The organism is Massilia sp. CFBP 13721 (assembly GCF_014842025.1).
Taxonomy (GTDB): domain Bacteria; phylum Pseudomonadota; class Gammaproteobacteria; order Burkholderiales; family Burkholderiaceae_D; genus Telluria.
The window spans coordinates 65,531-91,923 of sequence record NZ_JACYUY010000014.1; the positions used below are offsets into that span (position 1 = coordinate 65,531).

Annotated in this window: 23 protein-coding genes; 4 read left to right on the forward strand and 19 right to left on the reverse strand. The window is 66.4% G+C overall.

The features are described from left to right. The 19 genes from IFT60_RS14835 to IFT60_RS14920 all read right to left on the reverse strand — a co-directional run bounded on the left by IFT60_RS14835 (window position 1) and on the right by IFT60_RS14920 (window position 23,675). The gene (locus IFT60_RS14835; protein WP_192052809.1) at window positions 1-4,710 is read right to left on the reverse strand and encodes an NAD-glutamate dehydrogenase domain-containing protein; all 4,710 of its coding nucleotides are present in this window, start codon (window positions 4,708-4,710) and stop codon (window positions 1-3) included. A 328-nt stretch (window positions 4,711-5,038) separates the two neighbouring features. Further along, entirely contained in the window at window positions 5,039-6,382 is a 1,344-nt protein-coding gene (astB, locus tag IFT60_RS14840) for an N-succinylarginine dihydrolase (RefSeq protein ID WP_192052811.1), read from the reverse strand. Between the two features lie 16 nt (window positions 6,383-6,398). Then, entirely contained in the window at window positions 6,399-7,868 is a 1,470-nt protein-coding gene (gene astD, locus IFT60_RS14845; RefSeq protein ID WP_192052813.1) for a succinylglutamate-semialdehyde dehydrogenase, read from the reverse strand. Beyond that, window positions 7,861-8,916, reverse strand: coding sequence for an arginine N-succinyltransferase (gene astA / locus IFT60_RS14850; protein WP_192052815.1), 1,056 nt, complete (start codon window positions 8,914-8,916; stop codon window positions 7,861-7,863). The genes astD and astA (IFT60_RS14850) overlap by 8 nt, the downstream gene beginning before the upstream one ends. 10 nt (window positions 8,917-8,926) lie before the next feature. Beyond that, window positions 8,927-9,952, reverse strand: coding sequence for an arginine N-succinyltransferase (gene astA / locus IFT60_RS14855; protein ID WP_192052817.1), 1,026 nt, complete (start codon window positions 9,950-9,952; stop codon window positions 8,927-8,929). 94 nt (window positions 9,953-10,046) lie between these two features. After that, window positions 10,047-11,291 (reverse strand): acetylornithine/succinylornithine family transaminase, encoded by a 1,245-nt coding sequence (astC, locus tag IFT60_RS14860; protein WP_192052819.1) that lies wholly within the window; start codon window positions 11,289-11,291, stop codon window positions 10,047-10,049. A 304-nt stretch (window positions 11,292-11,595) separates the two neighbouring features. After that, window positions 11,596-12,534, reverse strand: a complete 939-nt coding sequence (locus tag IFT60_RS14865; RefSeq protein ID WP_192052821.1) for a type II secretion system F family protein — start codon at window positions 12,532-12,534, stop codon at window positions 11,596-11,598. A gap of 9 nt (window positions 12,535-12,543) precedes the next feature. Further along, complete coding sequence (locus IFT60_RS14870; protein WP_192052823.1) at window positions 12,544-13,518, reverse strand: type II secretion system F family protein; 975 nt, start codon at window positions 13,516-13,518, stop codon at window positions 12,544-12,546. A gap of 9 nt (window positions 13,519-13,527) precedes the next feature. Continuing rightward, window positions 13,528-14,874 carry a TadA family conjugal transfer-associated ATPase gene (locus IFT60_RS14875; RefSeq protein WP_192052825.1) on the reverse strand — a complete coding sequence of 449 codons (1,347 nt, stop codon included), beginning with the start codon at window positions 14,872-14,874 and terminating at the stop codon, window positions 13,528-13,530. Between the two features lie 17 nt (window positions 14,875-14,891). Then, window positions 14,892-16,070 (reverse strand): CpaE/TadZ family protein, encoded by a 1,179-nt coding sequence (locus IFT60_RS14880; RefSeq protein WP_192052827.1) that lies wholly within the window; start codon window positions 16,068-16,070, stop codon window positions 14,892-14,894. A 10-nt stretch (window positions 16,071-16,080) separates the two neighbouring features. Further along, the gene (locus tag IFT60_RS14885; RefSeq protein WP_192052829.1) at window positions 16,081-16,329 is read right to left on the reverse strand and encodes a hypothetical protein; all 249 of its coding nucleotides are present in this window, start codon (window positions 16,327-16,329) and stop codon (window positions 16,081-16,083) included. Further along, window positions 16,326-17,789 carry a type II and III secretion system protein family protein gene (locus IFT60_RS14890; RefSeq protein ID WP_192052831.1) on the reverse strand — a complete coding sequence of 488 codons (1,464 nt, stop codon included), beginning with the start codon at window positions 17,787-17,789 and terminating at the stop codon, window positions 16,326-16,328. The genes IFT60_RS14885 and IFT60_RS14890 overlap by 4 nt, the downstream gene beginning before the upstream one ends. Before the next feature lie 9 nt (window positions 17,790-17,798). After that, window positions 17,799-18,656: a Flp pilus assembly protein CpaB gene (cpaB, locus tag IFT60_RS14895; RefSeq protein WP_192052833.1), complete on the reverse strand. Its 858-nt coding sequence runs from the start codon at window positions 18,654-18,656 to the stop codon at window positions 17,799-17,801. A gap of 14 nt (window positions 18,657-18,670) precedes the next feature. Beyond that, window positions 18,671-20,032: a DUF8689 domain-containing protein gene (locus IFT60_RS14900; protein ID WP_374001036.1), complete on the reverse strand. Its 1,362-nt coding sequence runs from the start codon at window positions 20,030-20,032 to the stop codon at window positions 18,671-18,673. Next, on the reverse strand, window positions 20,029-20,598 hold the full coding sequence (locus IFT60_RS14905) for an A24 family peptidase (RefSeq protein ID WP_192052835.1): 570 nt from the start codon (window positions 20,596-20,598) through the stop codon (window positions 20,029-20,031). The genes IFT60_RS14900 and IFT60_RS14905 overlap by 4 nt, the downstream gene beginning before the upstream one ends. An 83-nt stretch (window positions 20,599-20,681) precedes the next feature. After that, window positions 20,682-20,855, reverse strand: a complete 174-nt coding sequence (locus IFT60_RS14910) for a Flp family type IVb pilin (protein WP_192052837.1) — start codon at window positions 20,853-20,855, stop codon at window positions 20,682-20,684. 37 nt (window positions 20,856-20,892) lie between these two features. Then, the gene (locus tag IFT60_RS26820; protein ID WP_267874612.1) at window positions 20,893-21,027 is read right to left on the reverse strand and encodes a hypothetical protein; all 135 of its coding nucleotides are present in this window, start codon (window positions 21,025-21,027) and stop codon (window positions 20,893-20,895) included. 382 nt (window positions 21,028-21,409) lie between these two features. Next, a complete protein-coding gene (locus IFT60_RS14915) occupies window positions 21,410-22,063 on the reverse strand; it encodes a response regulator (RefSeq protein ID WP_192052839.1) in 654 nt (217 codons plus the stop codon). 22 nt (window positions 22,064-22,085) lie between these two features. Continuing rightward, complete coding sequence (locus IFT60_RS14920) at window positions 22,086-23,675, reverse strand: sensor histidine kinase (protein ID WP_192052841.1); 1,590 nt, start codon at window positions 23,673-23,675, stop codon at window positions 22,086-22,088. Between IFT60_RS14920 and IFT60_RS14925 the strand changes: the two genes are divergently transcribed. From IFT60_RS14925 to IFT60_RS14940, 4 genes are all read left to right on the forward strand, one after another. After that, window positions 23,674-23,841: a hypothetical protein gene (locus tag IFT60_RS14925; protein WP_192052843.1), complete on the forward strand. Its 168-nt coding sequence runs from the start codon at window positions 23,674-23,676 to the stop codon at window positions 23,839-23,841. The genes IFT60_RS14920 and IFT60_RS14925 overlap by 2 nt on opposite strands. 128 nt (window positions 23,842-23,969) lie before the next feature. Beyond that, window positions 23,970-24,398 (forward strand): TadE/TadG family type IV pilus assembly protein, encoded by a 429-nt coding sequence (locus tag IFT60_RS14930; RefSeq protein WP_374001035.1) that lies wholly within the window; start codon window positions 23,970-23,972, stop codon window positions 24,396-24,398. Beyond that, window positions 24,395-25,012, forward strand: a complete 618-nt coding sequence (locus IFT60_RS14935; protein ID WP_192052848.1) for a TadE/TadG family type IV pilus assembly protein — start codon at window positions 24,395-24,397, stop codon at window positions 25,010-25,012. The genes IFT60_RS14930 and IFT60_RS14935 overlap by 4 nt, the downstream gene beginning before the upstream one ends. Before the next feature lies 1 nt (window position 25,013). Beyond that, the gene (locus IFT60_RS14940) at window positions 25,014-26,390 is read left to right on the forward strand and encodes a VWA domain-containing protein (RefSeq protein WP_192052850.1); all 1,377 of its coding nucleotides are present in this window, start codon (window positions 25,014-25,016) and stop codon (window positions 26,388-26,390) included. The last annotated feature ends 3 nt before the right edge of the window (window positions 26,391-26,393 follow it).

Genomic DNA, 26,393 nt, shown 5'->3' on the forward strand with positions numbered 1-26,393 from the left:
TCAAGCCGCCAGGCGTTCCGGGTTCGAACCTTCCGACAGCGACCAGACGTCCAGCATTGCCTGTTCGAGGTCGGTTGGCTGCGCGTAACCGGTCAGGCCCATGTCGCCCGTGACGGCATCCACCGCCGCCAGCGCGTCGCCATTGCCGGCGCGGTCGATCACCTGCAGCAGCAGGCGCTGCTGGGTGCGGCGCAGGGCTTGCATCGCGTAGTTGCGCAGCTGTTCCTGCGACTTGGTCTGCGGCGGCAGTTTCAGGCCGCGTTCCAGCGTATCGATGCCGGCCTTCGCGCGCAGTGCCATGCCGACCTGCAGGAACTGGGCCAGCGACATGCCGGCTGGACGCTGCACCGAGACCGCGGCGAACAGGAAGGTGGCCAGCGATTCGATCGTCTCGACCGCCTTCCAGGCCTGCACGAAGCCGGCGTTCAGGCCGGCGTGGCCGTCGGCTTCCGACTTGGCCGGCATCAGCTGGCGCAGCTGGTCACCGTTGGCAAACAGCGCGGTCAGTTCGGCCATGCCGTCCTGGCCCTGCGGCAGCGACAGCACGCCTTCGATCAGGGCGCGCAGCAGTGCACGGGTACGCGCATCGACCGCAATCGAGACTTCGCGCGGCACCTTCAGGGCATCGGCGTCGAGCGCGTCGAACACCGGCGCCAGGTTCAGCGCCGACCAGGCGCGGCCCCAGGCTTTCACGACTTCCGCTTCGTCGATGCGGTGTTCGGCAGCCAGGTCGCGGATCATCAGCGGACCGCAACGGTTGACCGCCTCATTTGCCAGCACGGTGGCCAGGATGGCGTTGGCCAGCGGGTGATCGAGCGGATCGCGGGTGGCGACCAGCTGCGCCGGGAAGTACGGACGCAGCACGGTGTCGGCCCATGGCTCGTCGGTCAACGGCAACGCCGCCAGGATGCGCTTGAAACGGTTCTTGACGTTGGCAACCACCACCGCCAGTTCCGGCGCGGTGAGGCCGACGCCCAGCGCTTTGCGGCGCTGCAGTTCGGCGTCTAGCGGCAGCTGTTCCAGTTCGCGCGAGACGGCACCTTCGGCTTCCAGGCTGGTGATCAGCGCGGCGTAGCTGTCGACGACCGAGCCGTTCTGCTGCGCCTGCACTTCGCGCGTCAGCAAACGGGTCTGCTGTGTGTTGTCGCGCAAGACCAGCACTTCGACGTCGTTGGTCATGTCGTTCAGGACGCGGTTACGGTCGGCTTCAGGCAGCTTGCCGGCGTTGACTTCGGTGTCGAGCCAGATCTTGATGTTGACTTCGTGGTCCGAGCAATCCACGCCGGCCGAGTTGTCGATCGCATCGGTGAAGATGCGGCCACCGGCCAGTGCGAACTCGATGCGGCCGGCCTGGGTCGCGCCCAGGTTGCCGCCCTCGGCCACCACCTTGCAGCGCAGTTCGTTGCCGCTGACGCGGATACGGTCGTTGGCGCGGTCCTTCACTTGTGCATGGGTTTCGGTCGACGCCTTGATGTAGGTACCGATGCCGCCGTTGTAGAACAGGTCGACAGGCGCCAGCAGGATGCGGTGCATCAGCTCTTCCGGCGCCAGCGATGTTTCCTGGATATCCAGGGCAGCGCGCACTTCCGGCGACAGATCGATCGAACGGGCCGAACGCGGGTACACGCCGCCGCCCTGCGAGATCAGCGATTTATCGTAGTCTTCCCACGACGAACGCGGCAGCGCGAACATGCGCTGGCGCTCGGCGAACGACACCGCGACGTCCGGGGTCGGATCGAGGAAGATGTGGCGGTGGTCGAACGCCGCCAGCACTTTCAGCTGGCGCGACAGCAGCACGCCATTGCCGAACACGTCGCCCGACATGTCGCCCACGCCGACCATGGTAATCGGGGTCGTGCTCATGTCGTGGCCGATTTCGTAGAAGTGGCGTTTCACGGCTTCGAATGCACCCTTGGCGGTGATGCCCATCTTCTTGTGGTCGTAACCGTTCGAGCCGCCCGAGGCAAAGGCGTCGCCCAGCCAGAAACCGCGCTGCACGGCGATGCCGTTGGCGATGTCGGAGAAGGTCGCGGTGCCCTTGTCGGCGGCCACCACCAGGTATGGATCGTCCTGGTCGTAACGCACGGTGTTTTCAGGCGCGACGATGGCGCCGCGCACGCGGTTGTCGGTCACTTCCAGCAGGCTGGAGATGAACAGGCGGTAGACCGATTCGCCCTCGGCCGCGACGGTTTCGCGCACGGCATCCTTCGGCATCTGCTTGCAGACGAAACCGCCCTTCGAGCCGGCCGGCACGATGACGGCGTTTTTCACCATCTGCGCCTTCACCAGGCCCAGCACTTCGGTGCGGTAGTCTTCCATGCGATCCGACCAGCGCAGGCCGCCGCGGGCGACCGGGCCGCCGCGCAGGTGCACGCCCTCGAAGCGGCGCGAGAACACGTAGATTTCGCGGTACGGACGCGGTTCCGGCGCCAGCGACAGGTTGCTGGTGTCGAACTTGAAGATGATTTTTTCGCCGGTGTTCTGGAAGTAGTTGGTGCGCACGGTGGCCAGCGCCAGCTCGACCAGGGCGGTCATGATTTCTTCGGTGTCGGCGTGGTTCACGCTCGACAGGCCGGCGCGCAGGGACGCCAGCTTCGCAGTGCCCTGCTCGCGCTCGGACTGCGACAATGCCGGATTGAAGCGCTGCAAGAAGGCGGTGACGAATTCCTTCACCAGGGCCGGCTGCGCGCGCAGCGTCTCGGCCATGTAGCGCACCGAGAACTTCGAACCCAGCTGGCGCCAGTAGCTGATGTAGCCGCGCACCAGCTGCACTTCGCGCACCGACAGGCCGCCTTCGATGGTCAGCCCGTTCAGGCGACCGTCTTCGGCTTCGTTGTTGAACAGCGCGGTGAACAGCTCTTCGGCCACCGGCGCAATGCCGGCCTTCACCAGCTTGTCGCCGCTTTCGTCGTCCACGGCCAGCGCGGTGACGTGGTGGCGCACGCCGTCGGCGGTCGTGATCGCCCAGGTCTGCTCGCGGTCGACCGCGATACCGGCGTTCTGCAGGGCCGGCAGGATGCGCGACAGCGACGGCACGTTTTCGCCCGAGTACAGGCGGATCGAGGCGTCGTGGGCTTCGTTGCCGGCGCCGCTGCCAGGTTCGATACGCACGGCGACGCGGTCCTGGTGGCCCAGGCCCAGCATGGCCTGCAGGTCGCGGAAGGCGACGTCCGGGGCGGTGGCCGTGACGAACGACACCGGCAGGTTGGTGCCCATCTTGCGCAGGCTGCTGCGCTGCGCGTGTTCTTCGACGCCGTTGGTCATGGCGGCAAAGCGGTCATGCCAGCCGTCCAGCACCGCCAGCAGCGGTTGCTGGATGTCGGTTTCCAGGTCGAGCGGGTTGCGCGCGGCGTGGGCGATCAGGTAAACGCGCGCCAGCGGACCGTCGGCGACCAGGGTCTGCACGCGCACGTCGTGCGCGCCCGAGCTGTCTTTCAAGGCTTGCGCCAGCGAGGCGGCGACGGCGGCGCTGTAGCGCTCGCGCGGCAGGTAGACCAGCGCGTTCAGGTGGCGGCCATACACGTCGCGGCGCGCGAACACTTTCGGGCGCGGCTGCTTGTACAGCGAGACGACCGAGCTGCACACTTGCGCCAGCCATTCCGGATCGGCTTCCAGCGCTTCGGTGCGCGGCAGCGACTCGAGGATTTCGAGGAATTTCTCGGCCCTGAAACCTTCCTGGCGCACGCCGGCCAGACTCAGGACTTTTGCGACGCGTCCGCGTGCGAACGGCAGGCGCGCCAGCGGGGTCGAGGTGGCGGCGCGGGTGAACAGGCCGACGAAGCAGTGCTCGCCGAGGATGTTGCCTTGCGCATCGGTGTTGCGCACGCCAATAAAATCGAGCGGCTGGTCGCGGTGCAGCGTGCCTTCGACGTCGGCTTTTACGATCGACAGGGTCTCGGCGCGCGCGGACAGGGTCGCCAGTTCGCCCGGGATGTTGGCCAGGCAGGTGCCGTAGACCGGGTGCGCGGTGTCCTTCAGCACGCCGATGCGGCTCGGGATGTCGCGCACCAGCTGGCTTTGGCCCGGCTGGACTTCGTAGTAGGCGTAGCCGAAGGGTTCGAAACCTTCGTTCTTGGCCCACTCGAGGAAGGCGGCGACTTCCTGGCCGGCCGGGGTGCCGTGGGCGGCAGCGGCGGCGGCAACGGCCGTCATGCGGTCGCCCATGGCCAGCGCATCGCGGTGCACGGTGGCGGCGTCGCTGGCGACCATGCGGATGCGCGCGGTCAGGCGGTCGAGTTCGGCGAATTCGAGTTCGTCGTTCAGCAGCACCAGCACGAAGGATTCGAGCGGGGCGCCGGCAGCGCCGACATTGGTGACGACGCCGTTGGCATCACGCTCGACCGGCAGCACGGCGTTCATCACGCCCGCGGCCAGCATGCGCTCCTTGCGCAGTGCCATGACGAACGAGTCGACCAGGTAAGGCATGTCTTCGTTGAGGATCAGCAGCGCCGTGGCCATGCCGCCCTTGCCGTCGCTGTAGCGCAGTTGCGCGATCTGGCAGCCCTGCCCGGCGCGCCTGGCGGCCTGCATGAAGCCGTCCCACAGCACGGGAGCCAGGGCCTGCGGCGCGGTGCCGGCCAGGTCTTCCTCGTCGAGCGAGCCGAGCCAGGCGCTGATCAGGGCGCGCACGTTGTCGGTGGCGCCGGCGGCCGGCTGGTTCGTGACCAGGTTCAGGGTCTGGGTACGCAAATCTTGCGGCATGTCTTTCATCGTTGCTTCTCCAAAGCGAATGTTTATCGCCCGTTGGCGCCGCGGCTTGTGGCCTTGCGCGCAACCGGCGTTTTTATTGGACGGGGTTGTCCCGTCCAGGTCCCTGGCTTCCTTGTGCTGGAAGCGTGTAAGTCGTCGTGTATCGGGGCGGCGCGTTGTGCGCCAGTCCCGGTCCCTTGCTGCTGTATCTGCTCTTTGCTGCCGTACCGCGTGGGCTCGAGAGCCCACCCTACGGTGCACCACCACCGCATGAAAAAGATCGAGACGGTGGTGTAACGTAGGGTGGGCACTCGTGCCCACGCGTTCTCACCGCTCGATTTGCGGCGTCTTAACTCAAATCGTACAAGCCCGGCAAACCCAAAATCCGCTCCAGGGCTTCCAGCGCCGTCTGGCACTCGATCGCCAGCTGCGGATCCATCAAATCCTTCGGCTCCACGTGGTCGCGGTAATGCGTCTCGACCCACGTGACCAGCTGCGCATACAGCGCCTCGGTCATGATCACGCCCCCGTGCATCGCTGCCGCCTGGTCGTCGGTCAGCGCCACGCGCAGGCGCAGGCAAGCCGGTCCGCCGCCGTTGCGCATGCTCTGGCGCAGGTCGAATTCGAGCAATTCGTCGACCGGTCCGCCGCTGGCGACCAGCCCGGCCAGGTAGTTCGCCACCGCCGCATTCTCGCGGCACTCGTGCGGCACCAGCAGCGCCATCCTGCCATCCGGTTTCGACAGCAGCTGGCTGTTGAACAGGTAGCTGGCCACCGCATCGGCCACCGGCACCATCGCGCTTGCCACGCGCACCGGCATGAATTCGGCGCCGACGCCGGCCACCGAGCGGCGCAGCGCCTCGATCGTTGCCGCCTCGTCGGCAAACGCTTCCTCGTGATAGAACAGGACGTTGCCGTTGCCGACGGCGATGACGTCGTTGTGGAACACGCCCTGGTCGATCACGTCCGGATTCTGCGCCGCGAACACGGTGCGCGCCGGATCGAGGCCGTGCAGGCGCGCTACCGCCTGCGAAGCTTCCAGGGTCTGGCGCGCCGGGTATTTTTTCGGGAACGGCGCCGACGGATCGAATTCGACGCGGCCATACACGAAGAACTCGACGCCGGCCGCGCCGTGATCCGCCGCGAAGCGGGTATGGTTGGCGGCGCCTTCGTCGCCGAATGCCGGCGTGGCCGGCAGCGGGTCGTGCACGACGAAGTGATCGTGATTGGCGAAAATCGCGCGCAGCGTGCGCGTGGCCTGCACGTGCTCTTCCGAGCGGTGCAGCTTGTTGTTCAGGTTCGCGGCCGTGAAGTGGACGCGGCCATCGCGCGTGTCGGCGGAGGGGCTGACGGTGGCCGCGTTGGCGGTCCACATCGGCGCCGCCGACCAGGCGCAGGACAGGATCACCGGCGCTTCGCGCCATGCTTGCGCCAGCACGTCGGCGTCCGTGCCCGAAAAGCCGAGCTGGCGCAGCAGGCGGAAGTTGGGGCGCGCCTGCGGCGGCATCACCGCCTGCGCGAAGCCGCGCGCGGCCAGGTTGCGCATCTTGGCCAGGCCCTGCAGGGCGGCCAGGCGCGGATTGGAAGCGCTGCGCACATTGCTGAACGAAGCGACGTTGCCGAACGAGAGGCCGGCATAGTTGTGGGACGGGCCAACCAGGCCGTCGAAGTTGTATTCGCGAGCGTTACGCATGATCAGATGTTCAACTTTAGAAGCGCAGTCCCGGCGACAGCTTGGCCGGCATTTCGAGTTCAGCCGTCTCGATCGAGGCGACCGGGTAGGCGCAGTAATCCGCCGCATAGTATGCGCTCGGACGGTGGTTGCCCGATTTACCGACACCACCGAACGGTGCCGAGCTGGCCGCGCCGGTGGTCGGACGGTTCCAGTTGACGATGCCGGCGCGCGCCTTGATGGCAAAGCGCTTCCACAGTTCTTCCGATGGCGACAGCAGCGCCGCGGCCAGGCCGAATTCGGTGGCGTTCGCCGCGCGCATTGCCTCGTCGAAGGTGTTCACACGGATCACCTGCAGCAGCGGCCCGAACCACTCTTCGTCGGGAATGCCCTGGGCGTCGGTCACGTCGACGATGCCGGCGGTGACAAAGCCGGCGTTCGGATCGAGCTGGCGCATCTGCAGCAGCACCTTGCCGCCCTTCGCTTCCATCTCGGCCTGGGCCTGCACCAGGCGCGCGGCGACCGTGCTTGATACCACCGGTCCCATGAACGGCTGCGGCTCGGCTTTCGAGGCGCCGACCTGCAGTTTGGCGGCGACTTCGACCAGGCGCTCAATAAAACGCTGGCCCTGCTCGTTGTCCTGCACCACCAGGCGGCGCGCGCAGGTGCAGCGCTGGCCGGCCGAGATAAAGGCGGACATCACGGCGTGGTGGACGGCGGCGTCGATGTCCTGGACATCCCAGACGACGAGCGGATTGTTCCCGCCCATTTCCAGCGCCAGCATCTTGCCCGGCTGGCCGCCGAACTGTTTATGCAGCGCGGCGCCGGTCTGGCTGCTGCCGGTGAACAGCACGCCGTCGATCAGCGCGTTCTGGCCGAGGGCGATGCCCGTGTCGCGCCCGCCGTTCACCAGGTTCAGCACGCCCGCCGGCAAACCCGCCTGCTCCCACAGCTGCACGGTTTTCATCGCCGTGCGCGGTGCGTATTCGCTCGGCTTGAAGACCACCGTGTTCCCGGCGATCAGGGCCGGCACGATGTGCCCGTTCGGCAGGTGGCCGGGGAAGTTATACGGACCGAACACGGCGAACACGCCATGCGGACGGTGGCGCAGCACGGCATTGCCGTCGGCGACCTTTGCCGCCGTTTCTCCCGTACGCGCGCCGTACGACTGCACCGAGATGTCGACCTTGTTCGCCATGGTCGTCGCTTCGGTGCGCGCTTCCCACAGCGGCTTGCCGACTTCCTCGGCGATGATCGCTGCCAGCTCCTCCGCGTTTTCCTTCAACAGGTCGCGGAAACGCGTGCAGATGGCGATGCGCTCTTCCAGCGGGCGCAGGGCCCAGGCCTCGAAGGCGTCGGCCGCGGCTTGCGCGGCGCGCTGCACGTCCTCAGCCGTCGATTCGTTGCTGCTCCAGGTCTGCTGGCCACTGGAGGGGTCGATCGTGACCAGTTCCGCGCCGCTGCCGGCGATCCATGCGCCGTTGATAAAGTTCGACAGGTTAGCCATTGTTCTTCCTTACGTTGAGTGACAGCGTGCGCACCGGGTCGCCCGCCTGGACGTGCAGCAGTGCCAGTTCCTGCGCCGACAGCGCGATCTCGTGGCCGTCGACCGCCGCTTGCGCCAGCACCATGCGGAAATCGTCCAGCTTCGTGTTCGACACCAGCAGGCATTCGGCATCATCTTCACTGCGACCCTCGCTGCGGCCTTCGCTACGGCCCTCGCTCGCCACGCGCAGCGCGCTGTCGCGCACCGAGCGCAGTTCCTTTACACGCCCCTGCAGCACCGGGCCGGCATCGAAAATGTCGACGTAACCCTCGTAGTGCATGCCTTCCTGTTCCAGCAGCTTGCGCGCCGGCAGGGTCGAGCGGTGCACCTGGCCGATGACGTCGCGCGCCGATTCCGGCAGGTAGTCGACATACAGCGGCTGGCGCGGCATCAGTTCGGCGATGAAGGATTTCTTGCCCATCGCGGTGAGGCCGTCGACGTGGTTGAAATCCATCTTGAAGAAGTGGCGGCCCAGGCCCTCGTAGAACGGGCTGGTGCCGTCTTCCAGCAGGTAGCCGCGCATCTCGGCGATGATCTTTTCGGTGAACAGCTGCTGGAACTGGGCGATGAACAGGAACCGGCTTTTCGACAGCCACTTGCCGTTGTAGCCGGTACGGTAGTCCGGCTGCAGGAACAGCGAGCACAGTTCGGTCGCACCGGTGAGATCGTTCGACAGGTACAGCGTCTCCATGCGCGAGAACACGTTCAGTTCGCGGCTGGAGTGCACCAGGGTGCCGATGCGGTAGTTATAGAACGGTTCGTTCAGCCCGACCGCGGCCTTGATGGCGCACACCCCGGCCAGCTTGCCGGTGGCGGTGTCTTCCATCACGAACATGTAGTCGCGCTCTTCGGGCGGGATGGTTTGCTGGAACGAGGCCACGGCGCAGTCGACGCGGTCGCCCAGCATCTGGCGGTCCGGTTTCAGGGTGGTCATGCCGCCACCGACTTCGCGCGCCATGTCGATGAGCGGGTCGAGGTCCGATGCGGCGATGGAGCGAATGACGAGCATGGTGCCTCTCTCAGATTCTGACGCAAATGACGCTGTCGCCTGCGACCACGCCCAGCGCCTGCTGCGCATCGAGCGGCAGGCAGACGGCGTCGGAAGTGTCGCAGGGCGGGCAGGCCACGGTGATGGCGCGGAAGCGCTCGGCATTCGTCGCCACCGCATAGGTGACGAGGTTTTCGGAGGTCTCTGCAGGTGCATTCTGCACGCGGCGGTGTTGCGAGCCGCAGAACGAACGCAGCGACATTTTATGAGCGGCCAGGATCGGACCGCCGTCGAAGATGTCGACATATTCGTCCGCTTCGAAACCCTCGGCGGTAAGCAGGTCGAAGGCGAGCTGGCCGCCCGGGTGGATCTGCCCCATCGCCGCCTGGGCGTCGCCCGGCAGCAGCGGTACGTAGACCGGATAGTGCGGCATCAGCTCGACGATCATGGTGCGGTTGCGCGAGCCGCCGATGACGCGCTCGGCATCGAGGAAATCCATCTTGAAAAATTTGCGGCCGAGCGCATTCCAGAACGGCGACTCGCCGTCTGCGTCCGTCACGCCGGCCAGCGGCACGAAGAAGCGGTCGCCGAAGCGGTGCGGCGCCAGCACCGCGTACAGCAGGCGCGCGCGCGACAGCAGCGCTGCCTCGATGCCGGCATGCTCGCGGTCGCGCAGGTGAAAACCGGCCAGCTGCGAGCAAGCCGTCAGTTCCGAGCACAATGTGAGCGCGTGCACGCTGTGCGAGATGTTCAGGTCGCGCGAGACTTGCGCGATGACGTCGTTGCGGAACGCAAAATAGGTGCCGTTCGAGCCGGCCGAGGCGTGCACCGCGGCCGTCCCCACGACCTCGCCCGTGGCGCCGTCTTCCAGCACGAACAGGTAGGACTCCTCGCTCGGGATATCGACTTGCGCGGCGAACGAGGCGATCGAACGCTCGACAAAGGCGCCGATCGTGTCGCGTGTGCGCGGCAGCGTGTGCACGCCGGGCGTCATCATGGCGGCCAGCGATTCGAGCGCGTCGACATCCGCAAGTTCTACCGGACGGACAACATACATGGGTGCTCCCTTTTTAGGGTAAAAGCGGGGTCAAAGCGGGGGCGGTCCGAACACATCCCGGCCACGCGGACCGGGATTGACTGTTGCGCGTGAATCAGGCGGCGGCGAGGAACTCGTCGACCGCGGCGCGCAGGATGCGGTCCGCTTCCGCGATCTGCGCATCCGACACGATCAGTGCCGGCGCAAACCGGATCACGTCGGCACCGGCGATCAAGAGCATCAGGCCCATTTTCTCGGCGATCTTGGTGATGTCCTTGGCCTTGCCCTTGTATGCATCAGCCAGCGGCAGGCCGATGAGCAGGCCCAGGCCACGCGCCTTGCCGAACAGCTGTGGATAGTCCGCGGTCAGCTTGTCCAGGTTGGCGAAGATCTGCGCGCTGGCTTCCTTGACACGCGCCAGGAAGGCCGGCTGGTTGATCATCTCGACCACGTTCAGCGCGACCGTCGCGGCCAGCGGGTTGCCGCCATAGGTAGTGCCGTGCGAGCCGACGTTGAAGTGCTGGGCGATCTCTTCGGTCGTCAGCATGGCGGCGACCGGGTAGCCGTTGCCGAGCGCCTTGGCGCTGGTGAGGATGTCCGGCACGACCGGGGTGTCCATGTAGGCATACAGGGCGCCGGTACGGCCCACGCCCGACTGCACTTCGTCGAAGATCAGCAGCGCGCCGCTCTTGTCGCAGAACTCGCGCAGCGCTTGCAGGTAGTCGTGATTGCCCGGAATGACGCCGCCCTCGCCCTGGATCGGCTCGACGATCACGGCCGCGACGTCGTCGCCGATGGCGGCGCGCGCCGCTTCGATGTCGTTGTACGGGATGTGGTTGATTTCCTGCGGCAGCGGCTCGAAGCCTTCGGTGTACTTCGGCTGGCCGCCGACCGACACCGTGAACAGGGTGCGGCCGTGGAACGACGACAGGCAGGAAATGATGCGCGATTTGTGCGGACCGAACTTGGTGTGCGCGTACTTGCGCGCCAGTTTCAGGGCCGCTTCGTTCGCTTCCGCGCCCGAGTTGCAGAAGAAGGCGCGGTCGGCGAACGTCGCTTCGACCAGGGCCGAACCCAGGCGCAGCACCGGCTCGTTGGTGTAGCCGTTACCGAGGTGCCACAGGGTGTTGATCTGGCGGGTCATTGCGTCGACCAGCACCGGGTTGCAGTGGCCGAGGCTCGAGACGGCGATGCCCGAGGTGAAGTCGAGGTAATGCTTGTCTTCCTGGTCCCACACGTCCAGCCCCGCCGCGCGCACTGGCACCATCGCCGCCGGGGCGTAGGTCGGAACGAGGACTTCATCGAAGGTCTGCCGAGTGACAGGCCGCGTTGTGACACCCGATTCGAGCTTTGCATTCATGACTTTTTCCTCATCCATTGGTAGTGACTGGCGCGCCAGGAGACGGGCGCCGAACCTGGTCATTATAGGGAGGGGGTGGGGCAAGTTCTTGCTGAAGTGCGACGGGGATTTTCATTTTTGGCCGGAACTTGCCAGCTAAAAACATTGGGGTCAGGTCTGACATTCAGACACAAACTCAACTGTTTGCTCGATCTATCCGAAGCATGGCGAGCACGGCATTCTAACTATCAAGACCGTAAAGCGTGGCGATAAGGCAGAGCCCGCGCCAAGGCGGGAGTCCAAATGTCAGACCTGATACCAGGGTTTAATTCGCCCCCGTCGCCACCGGCATCACCGTCCGCATGATCTGCAAGCAAGCCGGCCCCAGCAACACCACCAGCAGCGCCGGAAAAATACAGAAAATCAGCGGAAACAGCAGCTTGGTCGCGATCTTTGCCGCATTCTCTTCGATCAGCTGGCGCCGGCGCGTGCGCAGCTGGTCGGACTGGATGCGCAGGGCGAGGCCGACGCTGGTGCCGAAGCGGTCGGCCTGGATCAGCATCTTGGCCAGCGAATCGACGTCTTCGACGCCAGTACGCAGCGCCAGGTTGCGCAGGGCCTTTTCCTTGGCGCTGCCGGCGCGCATTTCCAGGGTCACCAGTTGCAGTTCTTCGGCCAGCACCGGGCTTTTCAGGCCGATCTCGGCGCCGACGCGTGCCAGCGCGGCGTCCATCGCCAGGCCGGCCTCGACGCACACGACCATCAGGTCGAGCGCATCCGGAAAACTTTCGAAAATCTCGCGCTGGCGGTGGGCGATGCGGCGTTTCAGGACGATGTCCGGCACGTAGTAGCCGCAGGCGGCGGCCGAGACCAGGCCGAGGAACGTGACCCCGAAGGCGCGTTCCGGGTCCTGGCGCAGGAACAGCCAGGCCAGCAGCGGCAGGCCGACCGTGAGCGCGGTCTTACCGGCGTGGAACAGGCCGGGCGTGGCCGGGTCGCGCCAGCCGGCGTTGATGAAACGCAGGCGCACGGGCGAACTCTCCCAGCCTTCGGCCGGCACCGACAGTTTCGCCAGCGGCTCGGCCATGCGCGCCAGCTGCGCGCGCCAGGTGCCGAGGCGGCGGCGGTCGACGCTTTCGCGCTCGTCCAGCGCCGACAGGCGCACCTTGAGCGGATTGCGGGTCAGCAGCAGCATGGCCAGCGCGGCCACGCCGAAGATCAGCAGGAACAGCAGCGCCAGGATCAGGAGTTGAGAGGTCGTCATGGCGGTTCCTTACATGCGGATGCGCACGATCTTGCGGATCGCGAGCACACCGAACAGCATCATCCCGAGGGCCGTGTACAGCATCTTGCGGCCGCCCGGATCGGTCCAGAGCACGCCCATCGTTTCTGGATTGGCGAGGTACATCATGGCGCCCGCGCCGAACGGCAGCAGGCACAGCACCCAGGCCGAGATGCGTCCTTCGGCCGACAGCACGCGCACCTGGCCGGCCAGCTTGTGGCGGTCGCGGATGATGCCGGCGATCGAGGACAGCAGCTCGGTAAGGTTGCCGCCGCTCTCGCGCTGGATCAGGACGGCGACGACGAAATACTGCAAGTCCATGCTGGGCACGCGCTGGGCCAGGTTGCCGAGGGCGTCGGCCATCGCGACACCGAAGTTGACCTCGTCGAAGGCGGCCTTGAATTCTTCGCCCAGCGGCGCGCTGATTTCGTCGGCGACCAGTTTCAGTGCGGTCGGAAAGGCGTGGCCGGCACGCATTGCGCGGCTCATCATGTCGAGCGCGTCGGGCAGCTGGCGTTCGAAGCGCGCCATGCGCGTCGCACGCGCGCGCGCCAGCCGCAGGAGCGGCAAACTGGCGCCGCCGCCGGCCGCCACCAGCACGCCCAGCCAGGGCATGCCCAGCCACAGCGCCAGCAGCAGGCCGAGCACGAAGCCGGTCAGGCAAAAGCCGACCAGGGCGGCCACCAGCTGCTGCGAGCCGGCTTGCTGCAGCATGCGGTCGAGGCGGTAGGTGCCCGGCAGGCGCCGCAGCAGCGTGTCCAGTTCGGCGTCGTCGCTGAAGCGGCGCTGTTTGACGATGGTGACGTCGGACTGGCGTGCTTCTCCGCCGATCACGCCGCGCAGGCGCCGCGCGATGCGTTCGGCCTCGGGACTGCGGTGCGCCTGCCAGCCGACGTACACGCCCCAGACCAGCAGCAGGATGGCGACGAACAGCAGCAGGACGAACAGGACGAAGGTGAGATCCATGCGTGCGCCTTAGCGTGGTTCGAACACGTGCGCCGGCAGCGACACGCCAAAGGTGCGCAGGCGCTCGGCGAAGCGTGGACGCACGCCGGTGGCGCTGGCATGGCCGATCACGGTGCCGTCGTCGGCCACGCCCGTCTGTTTGTAGGCGAAGATTTCCTGCATCGTGATGACGTCGCCTTCCATGCCGGTCACTTCCGAAATCGACAGCACCTTTCTCTTGCCGTCGGTCAGGCGCGAGACCTGCACCACCACGCCCACGGCGGAACTGATCTGCTGGCGCATGGCTTTCGGCGGCAGCGTGCCGGCGGCCATGCTGATCATGTTTTCCAGGCGCGTCAGGGCGTCGCGCGGGGTATTCGCGTGGATGGTCGCCATCGAGCCTTCGTGGCCGGTATTCATCGCGCCCAGCATGTCGAGCGCTTCAGCGCCGCGCACCTCGCCCAGGATGATGCGGTCGGGGCGCATCCGCAGCGCGTTCCTCACCAACGCGCGCTGGGTCACCTCTCCCTTGTCCTCGATGTTCGGCGGACGCGTTTCCAGGCGCACCACGTGCGGCTGCTGCAGCTGCAGTTCGGCCGCGTCTTCGACGGTGACGATGCGTTCGTTCTTGCTGATCGAATTCGAGATCACGTTCAGCATGGTGGTCTTGCCGGAACCGGTGCCGCCCGAGATCAGGATGTTGACCTTGGCCTTGCCGAGGCCTTGCAGCACTTCGGCCATGTCGGCCGTGATGCTGCCGTAGGAAACCAGGTCGGCCAGGCGCAGCGGGTCGGCGGAAAAGCGGCGGATCGACATCACCGGGCCGTCGATCGCCAGCGGCGGGATAATCGCATTCACGCGCGAACCGTCCGGCAGGCGCGCGTCGACCATCGGGCTCGATTCGTCGATGCGGCGGCCCACGCGCGAGACGATCTTGTCGATGATCTTCATCAGGTGGGCGTCATCGGTAAACGTGACGTCGGTCAGTTCCAGCTTGCCGCGCCGCTCGACGTACACCTGCTTGTGGGTGTTGACCAGGATGTCGGAGACGGTCGGGTCTTCCAGCAGCGTTTCCAGCGGGCCGAAGCCGAGCATCTCGTTCTGGATGTCGCGCGTCAGCGTCTTGCGCTCGGCGTCGTTGATGACGACCATCTCTTCTTCGAGCAGGCGCTCGACCAGCAGGCGCAGCTCCTGGCGGATCTGGTCCTGCGACAGGCGCTGCATGCTTTCCAGGTCGACGCGGTCGAGCAGCGTTTCGTGGATGCGCGCTTTCAGCTGGTGGTAGGCGCGGTTGTCGATCGGGCCGCCGCGCTGGGCGGCCGGGCGCGGCGTGCTGTTGCCGAGGCGCTCGCGCAGGGAATAGGCTGGGGTGTTCATGGTTCAGGTCCTGTGGTTCAGACGTCGGTGATGCGCCGCTTGAACAGGCGCGTCATCAGGCTGGTGGGCCGCACCGGCGCAATCTCGCCGGTGAGGCCGCGCGCCATCTCCATCAGCGCGCCGCTCAAGGGGCTGTCCGGCGCCAGGCGCGTGACCGGCACGCCCTGGTTGACCGATTTCGCGGCCGCGTCGTAATTGTTCGGCATGGTGCGCAGGATCGGCGTATCGAAGGCTTCTTCGAGGTCCTTCAGGCGGATGTCGCTGTTCTTGTCGTGGCGGTTGACGATCAGCTCGACCTTGTCCTTGCCGTAGTCGAGGTTGCGGAACACCGTCAACAGGCGCTTGCCGTCGCGGATGTAGGGCAGCGTCATCTGCAGCACCGGATAGATCGTGTCGGCGTGGTCGAGCGCGCGGATGCTGACCGGATCGAGGCTGCGGCCGACGTCGAGCACGATGAAGTCGTACTGGCGCCGCGCCAGCTTGATGATGGCGTCGACGTGTTCGGGTTTGACGTCGCTGGCGTGCGCCGGGTCCGAAGGCGCGGCCAGGATGCCGTAGTTCGGCGTGACGCTGACCATGCTCGAGGCCAGGAACGACGGGTCGAGGCGGTGGATCTGGGTGGCGACGTCGGCCAGCGTGGCCAGCGGCTTGCTGTCCGAGACGAACAGCGAGGCGTCGCCGAACTGCAGGTTCATGTCGATCAGCGCGACTTTTTTCGTGCCGCCCGCCGACAGCGCATAAGCCAGGTTGGTGGCCAGGAAGGTCGAGCCGCTGCCGCCCTTGCAGGAGATAAAGGCGAGCACCTTGCCGGGCACGCCGCCCTGGCTGCCGAGCTTTTCGGCGATGCGGTCGAGCGCCTGGCCGAGCACTGCGGCGCCGGGCGCGCTTGGGAGCACTTCGCGCACGCCGGCACGCATCGCGCGCAGCAGGAATTCCTGCGACAGGTCGCCCGACAGGACGATAAAGGCGAGGCGCGGGAACAGGTGGCCGAGCCGCTCGATCTGGTCGAGGTCGTCCTCGTCGGCGCGCGGTTCGTCGACGATCAGCACGTCGGGAACGGCCTCGTCGGCCAGGGTCGACAGGCGCGCCGGCGTGCCGGCGATCATGTCGACTTCGTCGTTGCCCGGACGCGCGCGCAGCTGGCGCGACAGGTCGATCAGGTGGCGCTCGTCGCGCGAAAGCACTGCGATTTTCATGGTCGAATCCTTACTTGCCGCTGAACGTGCCGCGCTCGCTCTGCGCGGCCGGCGTGACGTACGAGCCCTGGTAGTTGGCGTACGCGGCCACGGCGGTGGTGGCGGCCGCGCCGCCTTCCGGACGCGGCTGCGGCGGTACGGCCTGGCTGGCCATGATGGCGCGCACGCTGGCGCCGCCGGCCGCAGGGGTGGTGGCGACGCAGCCGCCGAGCAGCGCGAGCGTGGTCAGCGTGGTCGCGGTGGACAGGAGTCGGTTCATGGCTTTTCCTTCGATGGGGCGGCTGGGCCAAAGTCTTCGTGCTGGCCGTTGAGCAGGAATTGGGCGCGGGTCGGCTGGCGGTAATCGTCGGTCGGCAGGCGCGGCGCATCGGGCAGCGGCTTGGCCAGGCGCGGGGTCACGATGAACACCAGTTCGGTGCGGTCGTTCTGGAAGTCACTGCTGCGAAACAGCGTGCCCAGGATCGGCACGTCGCCCAGCAGGGGGAAGCGCTTGATGTTGCTGGTGACGTTGTTGCGAATCAGGCCGCCGATCGCAAAGCTCTGGCCGTCCTGCAGTTGCACCGTGGTGGTGGCGCGGCGCGTCGTGAACGCCGGCAGGATCGCCGTCGCGCTGGTCGAGCCGTTGGTATTCACGCCGATGCCTTCGCGGTTCAGTTCCGAGACTTCCGGCGCCACGCGCAGGTTGATGCGCCCGTTCGCCAGCACCGTCGGCTTGAACTTCACGGCCACGCCGTATTCCTTTTCTTCGAGCGTGATCGTCGGCGCGCCGCCGACCGAATTCTGCGCCACCGGAATGAAGATCTTGCCGCCTGCCAGGAAGCTCGCCTCCTGGCCGCTGATCGCCATCACCGTCGGCTCGGCCAGGATCTTGACCAGGCCGTCGCGGTTCTCGCCGTCGATGGCGAACTGCTTGGTGCCGTTGGCCTTGACGTCGGTCAGCATGCCGGCGCCGCTGGTCAACAGGTTCGACAGCAGCGAATAGGTCCAGCCGCCGCTGATCTTGCTGTAGCCGGCGGCGGCGCCGAGCTTGTCGACCAGCGACTTCGACACTTCCGCGATCTTCACTTCCAGCATCACCTGCTGCGGCGCGGCCACGGTCAGCATGTTCAGTACTTTCGGAGCCGAGGTGGCTCCAGCGGCGGCGGGTGCGGCAGGGGCGCCGACGCCGGCAGGGGCCGGGCTGCCTGCCCCTGCTCCTGCCCCTGCGGCCGGGGTCCCGCCCTCCTGGAAGGCGTTGGCCAGCGCCATCAGCTGGCTTGCCACTTCGGCGTCGGCCACCATGCCCGACAGGACCAGGGCGTTCCCGGTGCTGCCGATACGGATGTCCTTCTCTTGCGGGAACAGTGTGTCGAACTGGGCGCGCAGCGGCGCCGTGTCGATGCCGACCACCAGGTCGAGCACCGTCGAGCGGCCGTCGCGTCCGGAGACGATCAGGTTAGTGGTGCCGATGCTGCGCGCCACGATCACGACTTCATTCGCGTTCGGCACGACCACGTTGGCCACTTCGGGCGCGCCCACGGTCACCTGCGATGCCGGCGTGCAGAAGCGCTTGAGGACGGACTTGCCGCGCACCAGGTCGAGCCGGCCGGCTTCGCCGCTGCCGCGCAGGTCGATGCAGGCGGAGGTGGCCGGGGTAGTGGGCGACGTCGCGGCATCGGCGACGCCAAAGGCCAGCCCCAGCGCACAGGCCAGCAGGGTCTTGTTGTTCAGGAGGGTCATGGGAATTCTTCAGTTGAATGCTTGCGGAGCGGCGTCGAGGCCGCGGATCACGAGGACGCCTTCGGCGCGCGGGGCCGGTGCGGGAGTACGCACGACCCGCACCGGTGCTGCGCGCGGAGCGGGGTCGCGCGGCGCGGGAGCCGGCGCGGCCGGCTGCACCGGCGGCAGGCCCAGCACCGATTCGCGCGTGGCGCCGGCGGTATTCGCCGGCTGCGGATCGACCTGGTTGCGCAGCACCAGCGACAGCGAACCGATGCTGCGTGCCAGGTCGAGCTTTTCGACCTGGTCCGGCGTCAGTTCCAGCGTCACGGCGTTCACGACGCGCGGTTTGGTGTCGTCGCGGTTCGATTCCTGGGCCACGGCCAGCACCAGGATCCGCTCCAGCACGATCTTCGAGATCGGCGCCGAACGTTCGCCGGCATCGCCGCCCGAAGCTTCCAGGCTGACCAGGATGTCGACATAGTTACCCGGCAGCGCGAAGCCGGCCACGCCGACGACGTCGTTGACGCGCACCGTCATGGCGCGCTTGCCCTCGGCGACGACGGCGGACAGGCCGCCCATCGTGCCGGCCGGCGCCAGCTTGGTTTCCAGGACCGGTTCGCCACGGCCGATGTTGGCGCGCGTGACCCGGCTTTCCAGGGTTTTCAGGTCGAGGATCGCGCCCGGCGGCAGCGAGCCCGCCGGCCAGTCGACCAGTTTCAGGTTGGCCTCGACCAGGCGCGAACCCTGGCCGATGTCGACCGCGGCCACGGCCACCTGCGTGCGGCCGGCGCCCTGCTCGCTCATCCACTTTGCCGCCACCAGCACCGCCGCCAGCGCCAGGAACAGCGCCGCGCCGATAATCAATAATGCCCTTGAATTACGCATCAGTCTTACTCCATCTAGCCGCGTTCGCGGCGTTCCAGTTCCAGGGCGCAGCCGGACGGATTGCCGGTCGCGAAATAGTTGTCCCATGCCCAGTCGAGCGTGGCGCGCGACAGCTGCGGCGCCTGTTCCTCGTAGCGCGCCAGGTCGCGCAGCTGGCGGATCAGGTCGCGCGGGTGGCAGGCCAGCAGCGGGATGCCGTGGCGCCGGTGGCAGTCGAGCAGGTAGCCGAAGACGTCGGTGTCGAAGGCCAGGCCGGCGCCGGCGCAGGCCTGGCGAAACAGCTGCGCGTACTCCTCTTGCGAGGCGGCCGGGACTTCGATCTTGTAGCCGAGGCGGCGCAGGAAGGCGCCGTCCGACAGGCGCTGCGGCACGAAGTTCGACGAGAACACGATGATCACGTCGAACGGCACCTCGAAGGTGTGGCCGGTGTGCAGGGTCAGGTAATCGACGCTGCGGTCCATCGGCACGATCCAGCGGTTCATCAAGGCGTCCGGGGTGCAGCGCTGGCGCCCCAGGTCGTCGATGATGAAGATGCCGCCGTTCGATTTCAAATGCGGCGGCGCCTGGTACAGGCGGGTGTGGGCGTCGAAATGCAGGTCGAGCATGTCGAGCGTGAGTTCGCCGCCGGCCAGCGCCGCCGGGCGGCGCAGGTTACGCACCCAGCGCATGTCGGGCGCGCTGCCGCGATCGAAGCCGCTGCTGGCGGCGGCTTCCGCCGGCACCTCGAGCGCGCGGTGCTGCACGCTGTCGAACAGGGGCACCGCTTCGCCGTCGATCATCAGCGCGTATGGCACCGCGATGGCGCCCGACAGCAGGTCGCGCAGGCGCTCGGCCAGGTAGGTCTTGCCGCTGCCGGCCAGGCCGTGCAGGAACAGTGCGCGGCCCGAATTCATGGCCGCGCCGAGTTGATCCAGCACGCGTGGATTGACGACAATGCCGTCGAACGTGGCCGCCATGTGCTGGCGTGTGACGTGCACGCCGGCCACGCTTTGCGCCTGCACTTGCGCGGTGTAGGCGGCCAGCGTGACCGGCGCCGGGCCGGCATAGGCATTCCTCGCCAGGACGGCGGCGGCGCGCGCGCGGCCGGCTTCGGTCAGCAGGTAAGAGAGGTCGGCATCGGTGCCGCTGCTGCCGCTGCGCGCGACTTCGCACAGCTTTTCGGCGCGCAGGAAGGCGATCAGCGGATCGATCACGCTGACGTTGAGTTTCAGGTGCGCCGCCAGTTCCGGCAGGCGCAGCTGGCCGCGCTGGTGCAGCACCTTGGCCAGCAGCTCGGCCAGGAACAGGAACGGCAAGCCGGTGTCCTCGACCGTGCGCGGCGCGCGCAGGTCGGCCGGCGCGGCGGCCGGCACGGGGATGGCGGAGAACGCGCTCACAGCGGCAGCTCGCCAAACAAGTGCAGCCACAGCACGCAGGGTACGGTGGCCGCGGCGATCGCCACCGCGTACGGCAAGCGGCCGCTGGCGGCGGCGGGCGCCGGTACCGCCAGGCTGCCGGCAAGCGCCGACACGCTGCTGTGCAGCGCCATGTGCCAGGCATTGCCGAGCAGCTGGCGCAGCTTGCGCTGCCAGGCGGCGAAGGCAAGCGCCAGCACGCCGCCGGCGGCCAGGGTCAGCAGCGCCACGGTGAGGATTTGGCCGGCGCCGACAAAGGCGCCGACCATGGCCAGCAGCTTGACGTCGCCCGCGCCCATCAGGCGCAGCGCGTACATCGGCATCAGCACCGCCAGTCCGAGCGCCAGGCCGCCGAACGCCGACGCCAGGCCCAGGCTGCCCATCGGCGCGCCGAACAGGCCGCTCCCCGCCGGCAGCAGCGCGTGCAGCAGCACTGCCGCCAGTGCGCCCGGGAAGACAATGGCGTTCGGGATGCGGCGTGCGCGCGCGTCATGCCAGACGGCGGCTGCGAGCAGCGCAAACAGCAGGATGAGGGGCAGCAGTGCCAAGGAAAACTCCGGTCAAAAAAAATCCGGAACGGGGCCGTTCCGGATCGTTGGCGCGCCCGGGAGAGCGTGCCGGGTCGTGCGAATTACTTGACGGTGGTCGAGATCTTGCCGGCCAGCGCGTTGAACATGCTGCTGATGTTGCCACCCAGCAGGGTCACGGCGGTGATGATGACGCCGGCGATCAGCGAAGCGATCAGGGCGTATTCGATTGCGGTGACGCCGTCTTCTTCTTTGATGAAGTTTTTGATGAATTTCATGGTCTGGCCTTAATATAAAAAGTGAATGATTGCTCGGCTATGCGCTCGTCCACGCAGCCAATACTGCGATGAAGCCGACGACTGCGGTCAGTGCAACGAGGACGATGTACGACGTAGCCGGTGTTTCGATGCGTTCATACTGCTGTTCCGGCGAGTCTTCCTTGTCGTACACAGTTGCTCCTGTCCTGTTGCCCCGCATCGTGTGCTCCGATGCGCAGCGCATGAACAGCATATTACGCACGGGCAACATTCATGACATCCGTCAAATCTCCCTTTTTGCGTAGGATCGTTTGCCAGCTGGGCCAGGACAAATGTCACAGACCCGTACGGGGTCATTGAGGCCAATGGCCTCGATGACGGGTTCACCGGACAGCTCCACCTCTTCACTGTGCGAACCGTCGGCGTGTGCGCCGCCCACGCGTTCAACCAGCGGGTGATTTGTCGCGAAGTTTCAGAGTGTGGTTGAACGCGTGGGCGGCGCTCAGGCAGCGGGCAAGCACGCGGCCGGGTATAGCCGCCCACCTTACGGGTATGTGTCTCGAAGACGAAGCCCTTCAGCCCAGCCCGTTGCGGGTCGCGTAGACGTACAGCTCGAGCCGATTCGCCACGTCCAGCTTCTGGTAAATCGTACTGAGGTGGTTACGCAGGGTGCGCTCGGAAATGAAGGCGCGCTCGGCCAGTTCCTTGTTGAGGGCGCCCTTGCCGGCCACGATCATGCCGATCACTTCGCGTTCGCGCGCGGTCAGCGAGGCGATGCGCGGCGCTTCCGGGTTGGCCGGCGGCGGCGGTGCGGTCAGCTGGCCGAGCAGCGCCTGCATCAGCGACTGGTCGATCCACAATTCGCCGCCGTGCACCTTGCGCACGGCCGCGAGCACGTCTTCGGTCGGCGCTTCCTTGCCGACCACGCCGCGCGCGCCGAGCTTGACCGCCTCGGTGAGCGTGGCCTGGTCGCGGTTGGCGCTGAAGATCACCACGCGGGCGCTGCTGCAAGCGAGCAGCGTGGGCAGGATCGCCAGCGAGCTGCTGCCTTTCAGGTCGAGGTCGAGCAGCACGACGTCGGGCTGCAGCGCGGTGCACAGGGCCACCGCCTCGGCGGCGTCGCCGGCGCTGCCGGCCAGGGTAAAGGCGGGCGCCTCGGCCTGGATCAGGCGTTCGAGGCCCCACAACATCGTCTTGTGATCGTCTACCAGCAAAATACGGATAGTCATGCTTTCTCCAGAAGGCAAATGCTCAGGCCGGAACGCGGATGCGCAGCAGGGTGCGTCCGTCCGCCGTGTCGACGGCCAGCGTGCCGCCCAGGGCGCGCACGCGCCCGGCGATCGACTTTGGCATGAACGGCGCCGGCGCGACGCCCTCTTCGGACGGATTGGCGATATCGATCGCCAGCTGGCCGTCGTCCTCGGCCAGTTCGACCCGGGCGCTGCGCGCGCGCGTGTGCTTGCAAATATTGCTGATGCCTTCAGCCACGATCTGGAACACCTCGGCGGCCATACGGTCGTGGATGACGGGCGCCCGCGCCGCGTCGAGCGTCACGTCGACGTCGTAGAACGAACGGATCTGGCCGAGCTGGCGGCGCAGCGCGATCAGCAGTTCCGGCTCCTGCTGGCGGCCGTTCTTGAAGCGCTGGGCGAACTCGCGCATGTCGCCGATGACGTCGGTACTCATCGCCAGCAGGCGGTCGAGGTCGGCGGTGAGCGGATTGTCGTCGCCGGCGCGGCTGCGGATCGCCGCCACGGCGTGGCGCAGGCCGATGTACGGCTGGATGGTGCTGTCGTGCAGGTCGCGCGCGATGGTCTGGCGCTCGCGGAAGGCGGCGTCGGAGGCCAGGCGGTCGAGCAGGTTGATGGTTTCGATGACCGGGAAGGCCTGCTGCACGATGTGGTTGAGGAAGGTGGCGTCGCTGCGCCGCAGCGCCGCCGCCGCGGTCACGAAGATGCGCCCCGCTCCCTTGCGCAGCGGCAGCGCGGCGCTGATGAAGGCATCGGTATCGAGCAGGTCGGCGATGCGCGCGCACGCCTCGGCATCGATCTCGCGCCACCCATTGCTGCCCGCCTCCACGCCCAGGGCGCAGCCGCCGCCCGGCAGGCGCGCGGCGCTGCTGCTGCGGTACAGGGCCGTGGTGCCCGCGCCCAGCTCGAGCAGGGGCGCCACCTGTATTTCGTCGGCCCAGTTGTGGCTGACGGAACGCCCGCTGCGCGGATGATGTGCGGTATTGAACATCCAGCGCCCGCCGCTGTCCTGCATCACCAGCACGCAGGTGGTGCCGCCATAAAAGCGCAGGATCTTGCCCATCAGCGAGTCGAGCGTGTGCTGGACGCCGAAGCGCGGGTTCGACAGCCGGCTGACGTCGCGCAGCAGCGCCAGGCGGCGGCGCTGGTCGACCAGCAACCCGCCCCAGAACGCGATCATGTAGCCCAGGGCGAGCAGGAAGGTGGCGCGCAACAGCAGCATGTGCACGGCGGCGAAGCCGTGCGCCACCAGCACCGCGGTGGTGACGACCGCGGCCGCGCCCAGCGTCAGGCGCGAGCCCGCCTCGAAACCGTGGCGGAACGACGCGGCCAGGATGGCGAAGAAGAACAGGGTAAAGAACGGACTCGGCACGCCACCGCTGACGTACACCATCAGCCCATACCAGCCGATGTCGACCCAGTAGACGACCGGGCCATGCCAGAAGCCGGCGCGAAAGCGCGCCACGCACAGCAGGACCAGGCTGTGCAGCATGTAGGCGGCGAAGATCAGCCACGACCAGGCGCCGGCCATCACGATGCTGGCGTCGATGTACAGCGTCAGGAGCGCCGAGATCGACAGCAGCATGCGCATGCCGAACACCATCCAGGCTTCGGCGCCGACGGTCACCGGCGCGCCGGGACCGGAGACGGCCGGCGTGCGCGACGAAAGGGGAGAAAAGAAGGAGTACGAGAGGGACGACGCCCTGTTGAGCAACCAACGCATGTTGTTCAAGGCCGACACCGGCGCGAAATCGTGAAAAAGTACATGACAATAAATTGTTGCCCTGTAGAATCCGTCAGCTTATCGCACTTGACGAAAATCAAGACATATATATTCAATTCAATGATTAATCCAGCAATTCGCCGTCAATCTGGCGCCACAATCGTGGAAATGGCGATTATCGCGCCAGTCTTCCTGCTGGTCCTGCTGGCCCTGGTCGAACTCAGCCTGATGTTTTTTACCACGCTGACGATGCAGTACGCCGTACGCGAAGGTGCGCGCTATGCCATTACGGGCCAGCGCAACCTCGGCCCGGGTACCAGCGACCAGCAGCGCTACAACGCCATCATCGACAACATCAGCAGCAACGCGCTGGGCCTGTACGAAAAGATGGATCCCGTCATTTCGGTGAACGGCAAGGCGTATCCGCGCAATACGTATAGCAGCGGCATGTTTGGCGAGCCCGGCAGCATCATCGTGCTGCAGATCGATTGCACCTTGCCGGTAACGACGCCGCTGCTGTCGCAGTTTTTCCAGGACGGCAAATACCGCTTCGCCGTCTCCGCCGCCATGCGCAACGAATTCTTCCTATGAGCCGCGCTCTGCCCCATGCGCGCCAGCGTGGCCTGGCCGCGGTCGAATTCGCCCTGCTGCTGCCGATCCTGCTCATGCTGCTCTTCGGCATGATCGACGCCGCACGCGCACTGCAGGCGAACATCATCGTGACCAACATCAGCCGCGAAGGCGCCAACCTGGTCGCACGCGGCAATACGCAGCTCGACACCGGCAGCCAGGACATCATCTACGCGCTGATGGCCAGCGCGCCGCCGCTGAACGTCAATCAGCAAGGCATGGTGTACATCACGCGCGTCATGGGCGTCGTCAAGAACGGCATTTATAGCAGCGTGGTGCTCGACCAGTACCGCTGGGACGACGGCGAACGCGGACTCGGCTTCGGCGCCAGCGGCTACAAACCCGCCAGCCGGGTGTACAACTGCAGCACCTGGAGCAGTGCCGGCAAGTGTACCGCTTTCAGCAGCAGCAGCCGTCCCGCCGTGACCATCATGAGCGGCAAGCTCGACGATGGCGAAGTGGTCCACGTCGTCGAAACCTTTTATCGCTACGACATGCTGCTGACGAGCGCCGCCACCGGCGCCCTGAGCCTGCCCACGATCGGGCCCGACCTGTATTCGATGACGGTTTTCTGACATGCACCCACAACTCCACCGGCAGCGCGGCGCTGTCGCCATCATGGTCGCGCTGGCAATGCTCGTGCTGCTCGCCGTCGTCGGCCTCGTCATCGATGCCGGGCTGGCCTACCTGGTCAAGGCGCGATTGAACGCGGCGGTCGACTCGGCCGCGCTGGCCGCCGCACGCGCCGTGCCGGCCGGGAACAACCAGACCGAGCAGCGGGCCAGCGCCCAGACGGCGGCCGGCGATTTCTTTGCCGCGAACATCCCGACGACCTATCTGCTGTCCAGGCCGAAGCTGCTGAGCACGAATATCGAGTTCAATGGCGGCACCGTCACCATCGACGTGCGCGCGGAAGCGCCGATGCCGGTGTCGATCATGCAGGTGCTGGGCTTTACGGCGCTTAATCCGGTGGCGTATGCGCAGACGATCCGGCGCGATCTCGACATGGCCTTTGTGGTCGATACCTCAGGTTCGCTGAACGGCAACCGGACGGCGGTCAAGGCCTCGGCAAAGACCTTCCTCAACAAATTCAACGTAACCCAGGACCGGGTGGCGCTGATGCACTTCGCCTATGGCACCGAAGTCGACAATCCCATCTATATCTCCGACCGAGGCTTCAACCGTACTTCGATGCTGAGCAAGATCGACACTTACCAGTTCGTCGGCGGGACCGGTTCGGTGGAAGGCATGTGGAATGCGCGTAACCAGCTCAACCGGATACCGCTGCTGAACCGCTCGGCGATGCGCGTGATCGTGTTCTTTTCCGACGGCGCGCCGACCGGCATCTCGTCGTACTTCAACATGACCACCGATTGCCGGGAACCCGGCGTGATCAATTCCAGTGATGGCGACCTCAGCGGCCTGTACGAACTCGACGACACCGACGGCGTACGCGTCAGTACGAAATGCACGCTCACACGCAACAACAGCGGCGTGCTCACCAACCTCACGAAATTGCCGGACTGGTATAACGCGCACAATACCTATGAAACCCGCGACGATGTGAGCAAGCGCGAATTCCCGATTGTGACGACGTCGAGCACCCCAGGTTTCTACCGTTCGGTGACATCTGACTTGAGTACCAAGGCAATTGCTTATCGCAATATCGACCGCACCGCACGCAACCTGGCAGAAGCAGTCGCAGCCAAGGCACGCGACGAAGGAATCTTTGTCTTTACCCTCGGCATGGGCGCCGCGTTGAAATCGGGCAGCGGCTATGACAACGAACGCGGCGAAGACGTCCTGAAGTGCATGGCCAACGTGGCGGACGGCCCCTCCCGTTGCTATAACCCGAACAAGCCGGTCGGCATGTATTGCTACGCCGCAACGGAAGCGGACCTGACGCCCTGCTTCTCGCGCCTGGCCTCGGCCATCCTGCGCATCTCGAAATAAGCG

Excerpts from the sequence above, each read along its gene's own strand:
- IFT60_RS14835 (WP_192052809.1), bottom strand. The coding sequence starts at position 4,710 with ATGAAAGACATGCCGCAAGATTTGCGTACCCAGACCCTGAACCTGGTC.
- astB (WP_192052811.1), bottom strand. The coding sequence starts at position 6,382 with ATGCGTAACGCTCGCGAATACAACTTCGACGGCCTGGTTGGCCCGTCC.
- astD (WP_192052813.1), bottom strand. The coding sequence starts at position 7,868 with ATGGCTAACCTGTCGAACTTTATCAACGGCGCATGGATCGCCGGCAGC.
- astA (WP_192052815.1), bottom strand. The coding sequence starts at position 8,916 with ATGCTCGTCATTCGCTCCATCGCCGCATCGGACCTCGACCCGCTCATC.
- astA (WP_192052817.1), bottom strand. The coding sequence starts at position 9,952 with ATGTATGTTGTCCGTCCGGTAGAACTTGCGGATGTCGACGCGCTCGAA.
- astC (WP_192052819.1), bottom strand. The coding sequence starts at position 11,291 with ATGAATGCAAAGCTCGAATCGGGTGTCACAACGCGGCCTGTCACTCGG.
- IFT60_RS14865 (WP_192052821.1), bottom strand. The coding sequence starts at position 12,534 with ATGACGACCTCTCAACTCCTGATCCTGGCGCTGCTGTTCCTGCTGATC.
- IFT60_RS14870 (WP_192052823.1), bottom strand. The coding sequence starts at position 13,518 with ATGGATCTCACCTTCGTCCTGTTCGTCCTGCTGCTGTTCGTCGCCATC.
- IFT60_RS14875 (WP_192052825.1), bottom strand. The coding sequence starts at position 14,874 with ATGAACACCCCAGCCTATTCCCTGCGCGAGCGCCTCGGCAACAGCACG.
- IFT60_RS14880 (WP_192052827.1), bottom strand. The coding sequence starts at position 16,070 with ATGAAAATCGCAGTGCTTTCGCGCGACGAGCGCCACCTGATCGACCTG.
- IFT60_RS14885 (WP_192052829.1), bottom strand. The coding sequence starts at position 16,329 with ATGAACCGACTCCTGTCCACCGCGACCACGCTGACCACGCTCGCGCTG.
- IFT60_RS14890 (WP_192052831.1), bottom strand. The coding sequence starts at position 17,789 with ATGACCCTCCTGAACAACAAGACCCTGCTGGCCTGTGCGCTGGGGCTG.
- cpaB (WP_192052833.1), bottom strand. The coding sequence starts at position 18,656 with ATGCGTAATTCAAGGGCATTATTGATTATCGGCGCGGCGCTGTTCCTG.
- IFT60_RS14910 (WP_192052837.1), bottom strand. The coding sequence starts at position 20,855 with ATGAAATTCATCAAAAACTTCATCAAAGAAGAAGACGGCGTCACCGCA.
- IFT60_RS14915 (WP_192052839.1), bottom strand. The coding sequence starts at position 22,063 with ATGACTATCCGTATTTTGCTGGTAGACGATCACAAGACGATGTTGTGG.
- IFT60_RS14925 (WP_192052843.1), top strand. The coding sequence starts at position 23,674 with ATGCCGAACACCATCCAGGCTTCGGCGCCGACGGTCACCGGCGCGCCG.
- IFT60_RS14920 (WP_192052841.1), bottom strand. The coding sequence starts at position 23,675 with ATGCGCATGCTGCTGTCGATCTCGGCGCTCCTGACGCTGTACATCGAC.
- IFT60_RS14935 (WP_192052848.1), top strand. The coding sequence starts at position 24,395 with ATGAGCCGCGCTCTGCCCCATGCGCGCCAGCGTGGCCTGGCCGCGGTC.
- IFT60_RS14940 (WP_192052850.1), top strand. The coding sequence starts at position 25,014 with ATGCACCCACAACTCCACCGGCAGCGCGGCGCTGTCGCCATCATGGTC.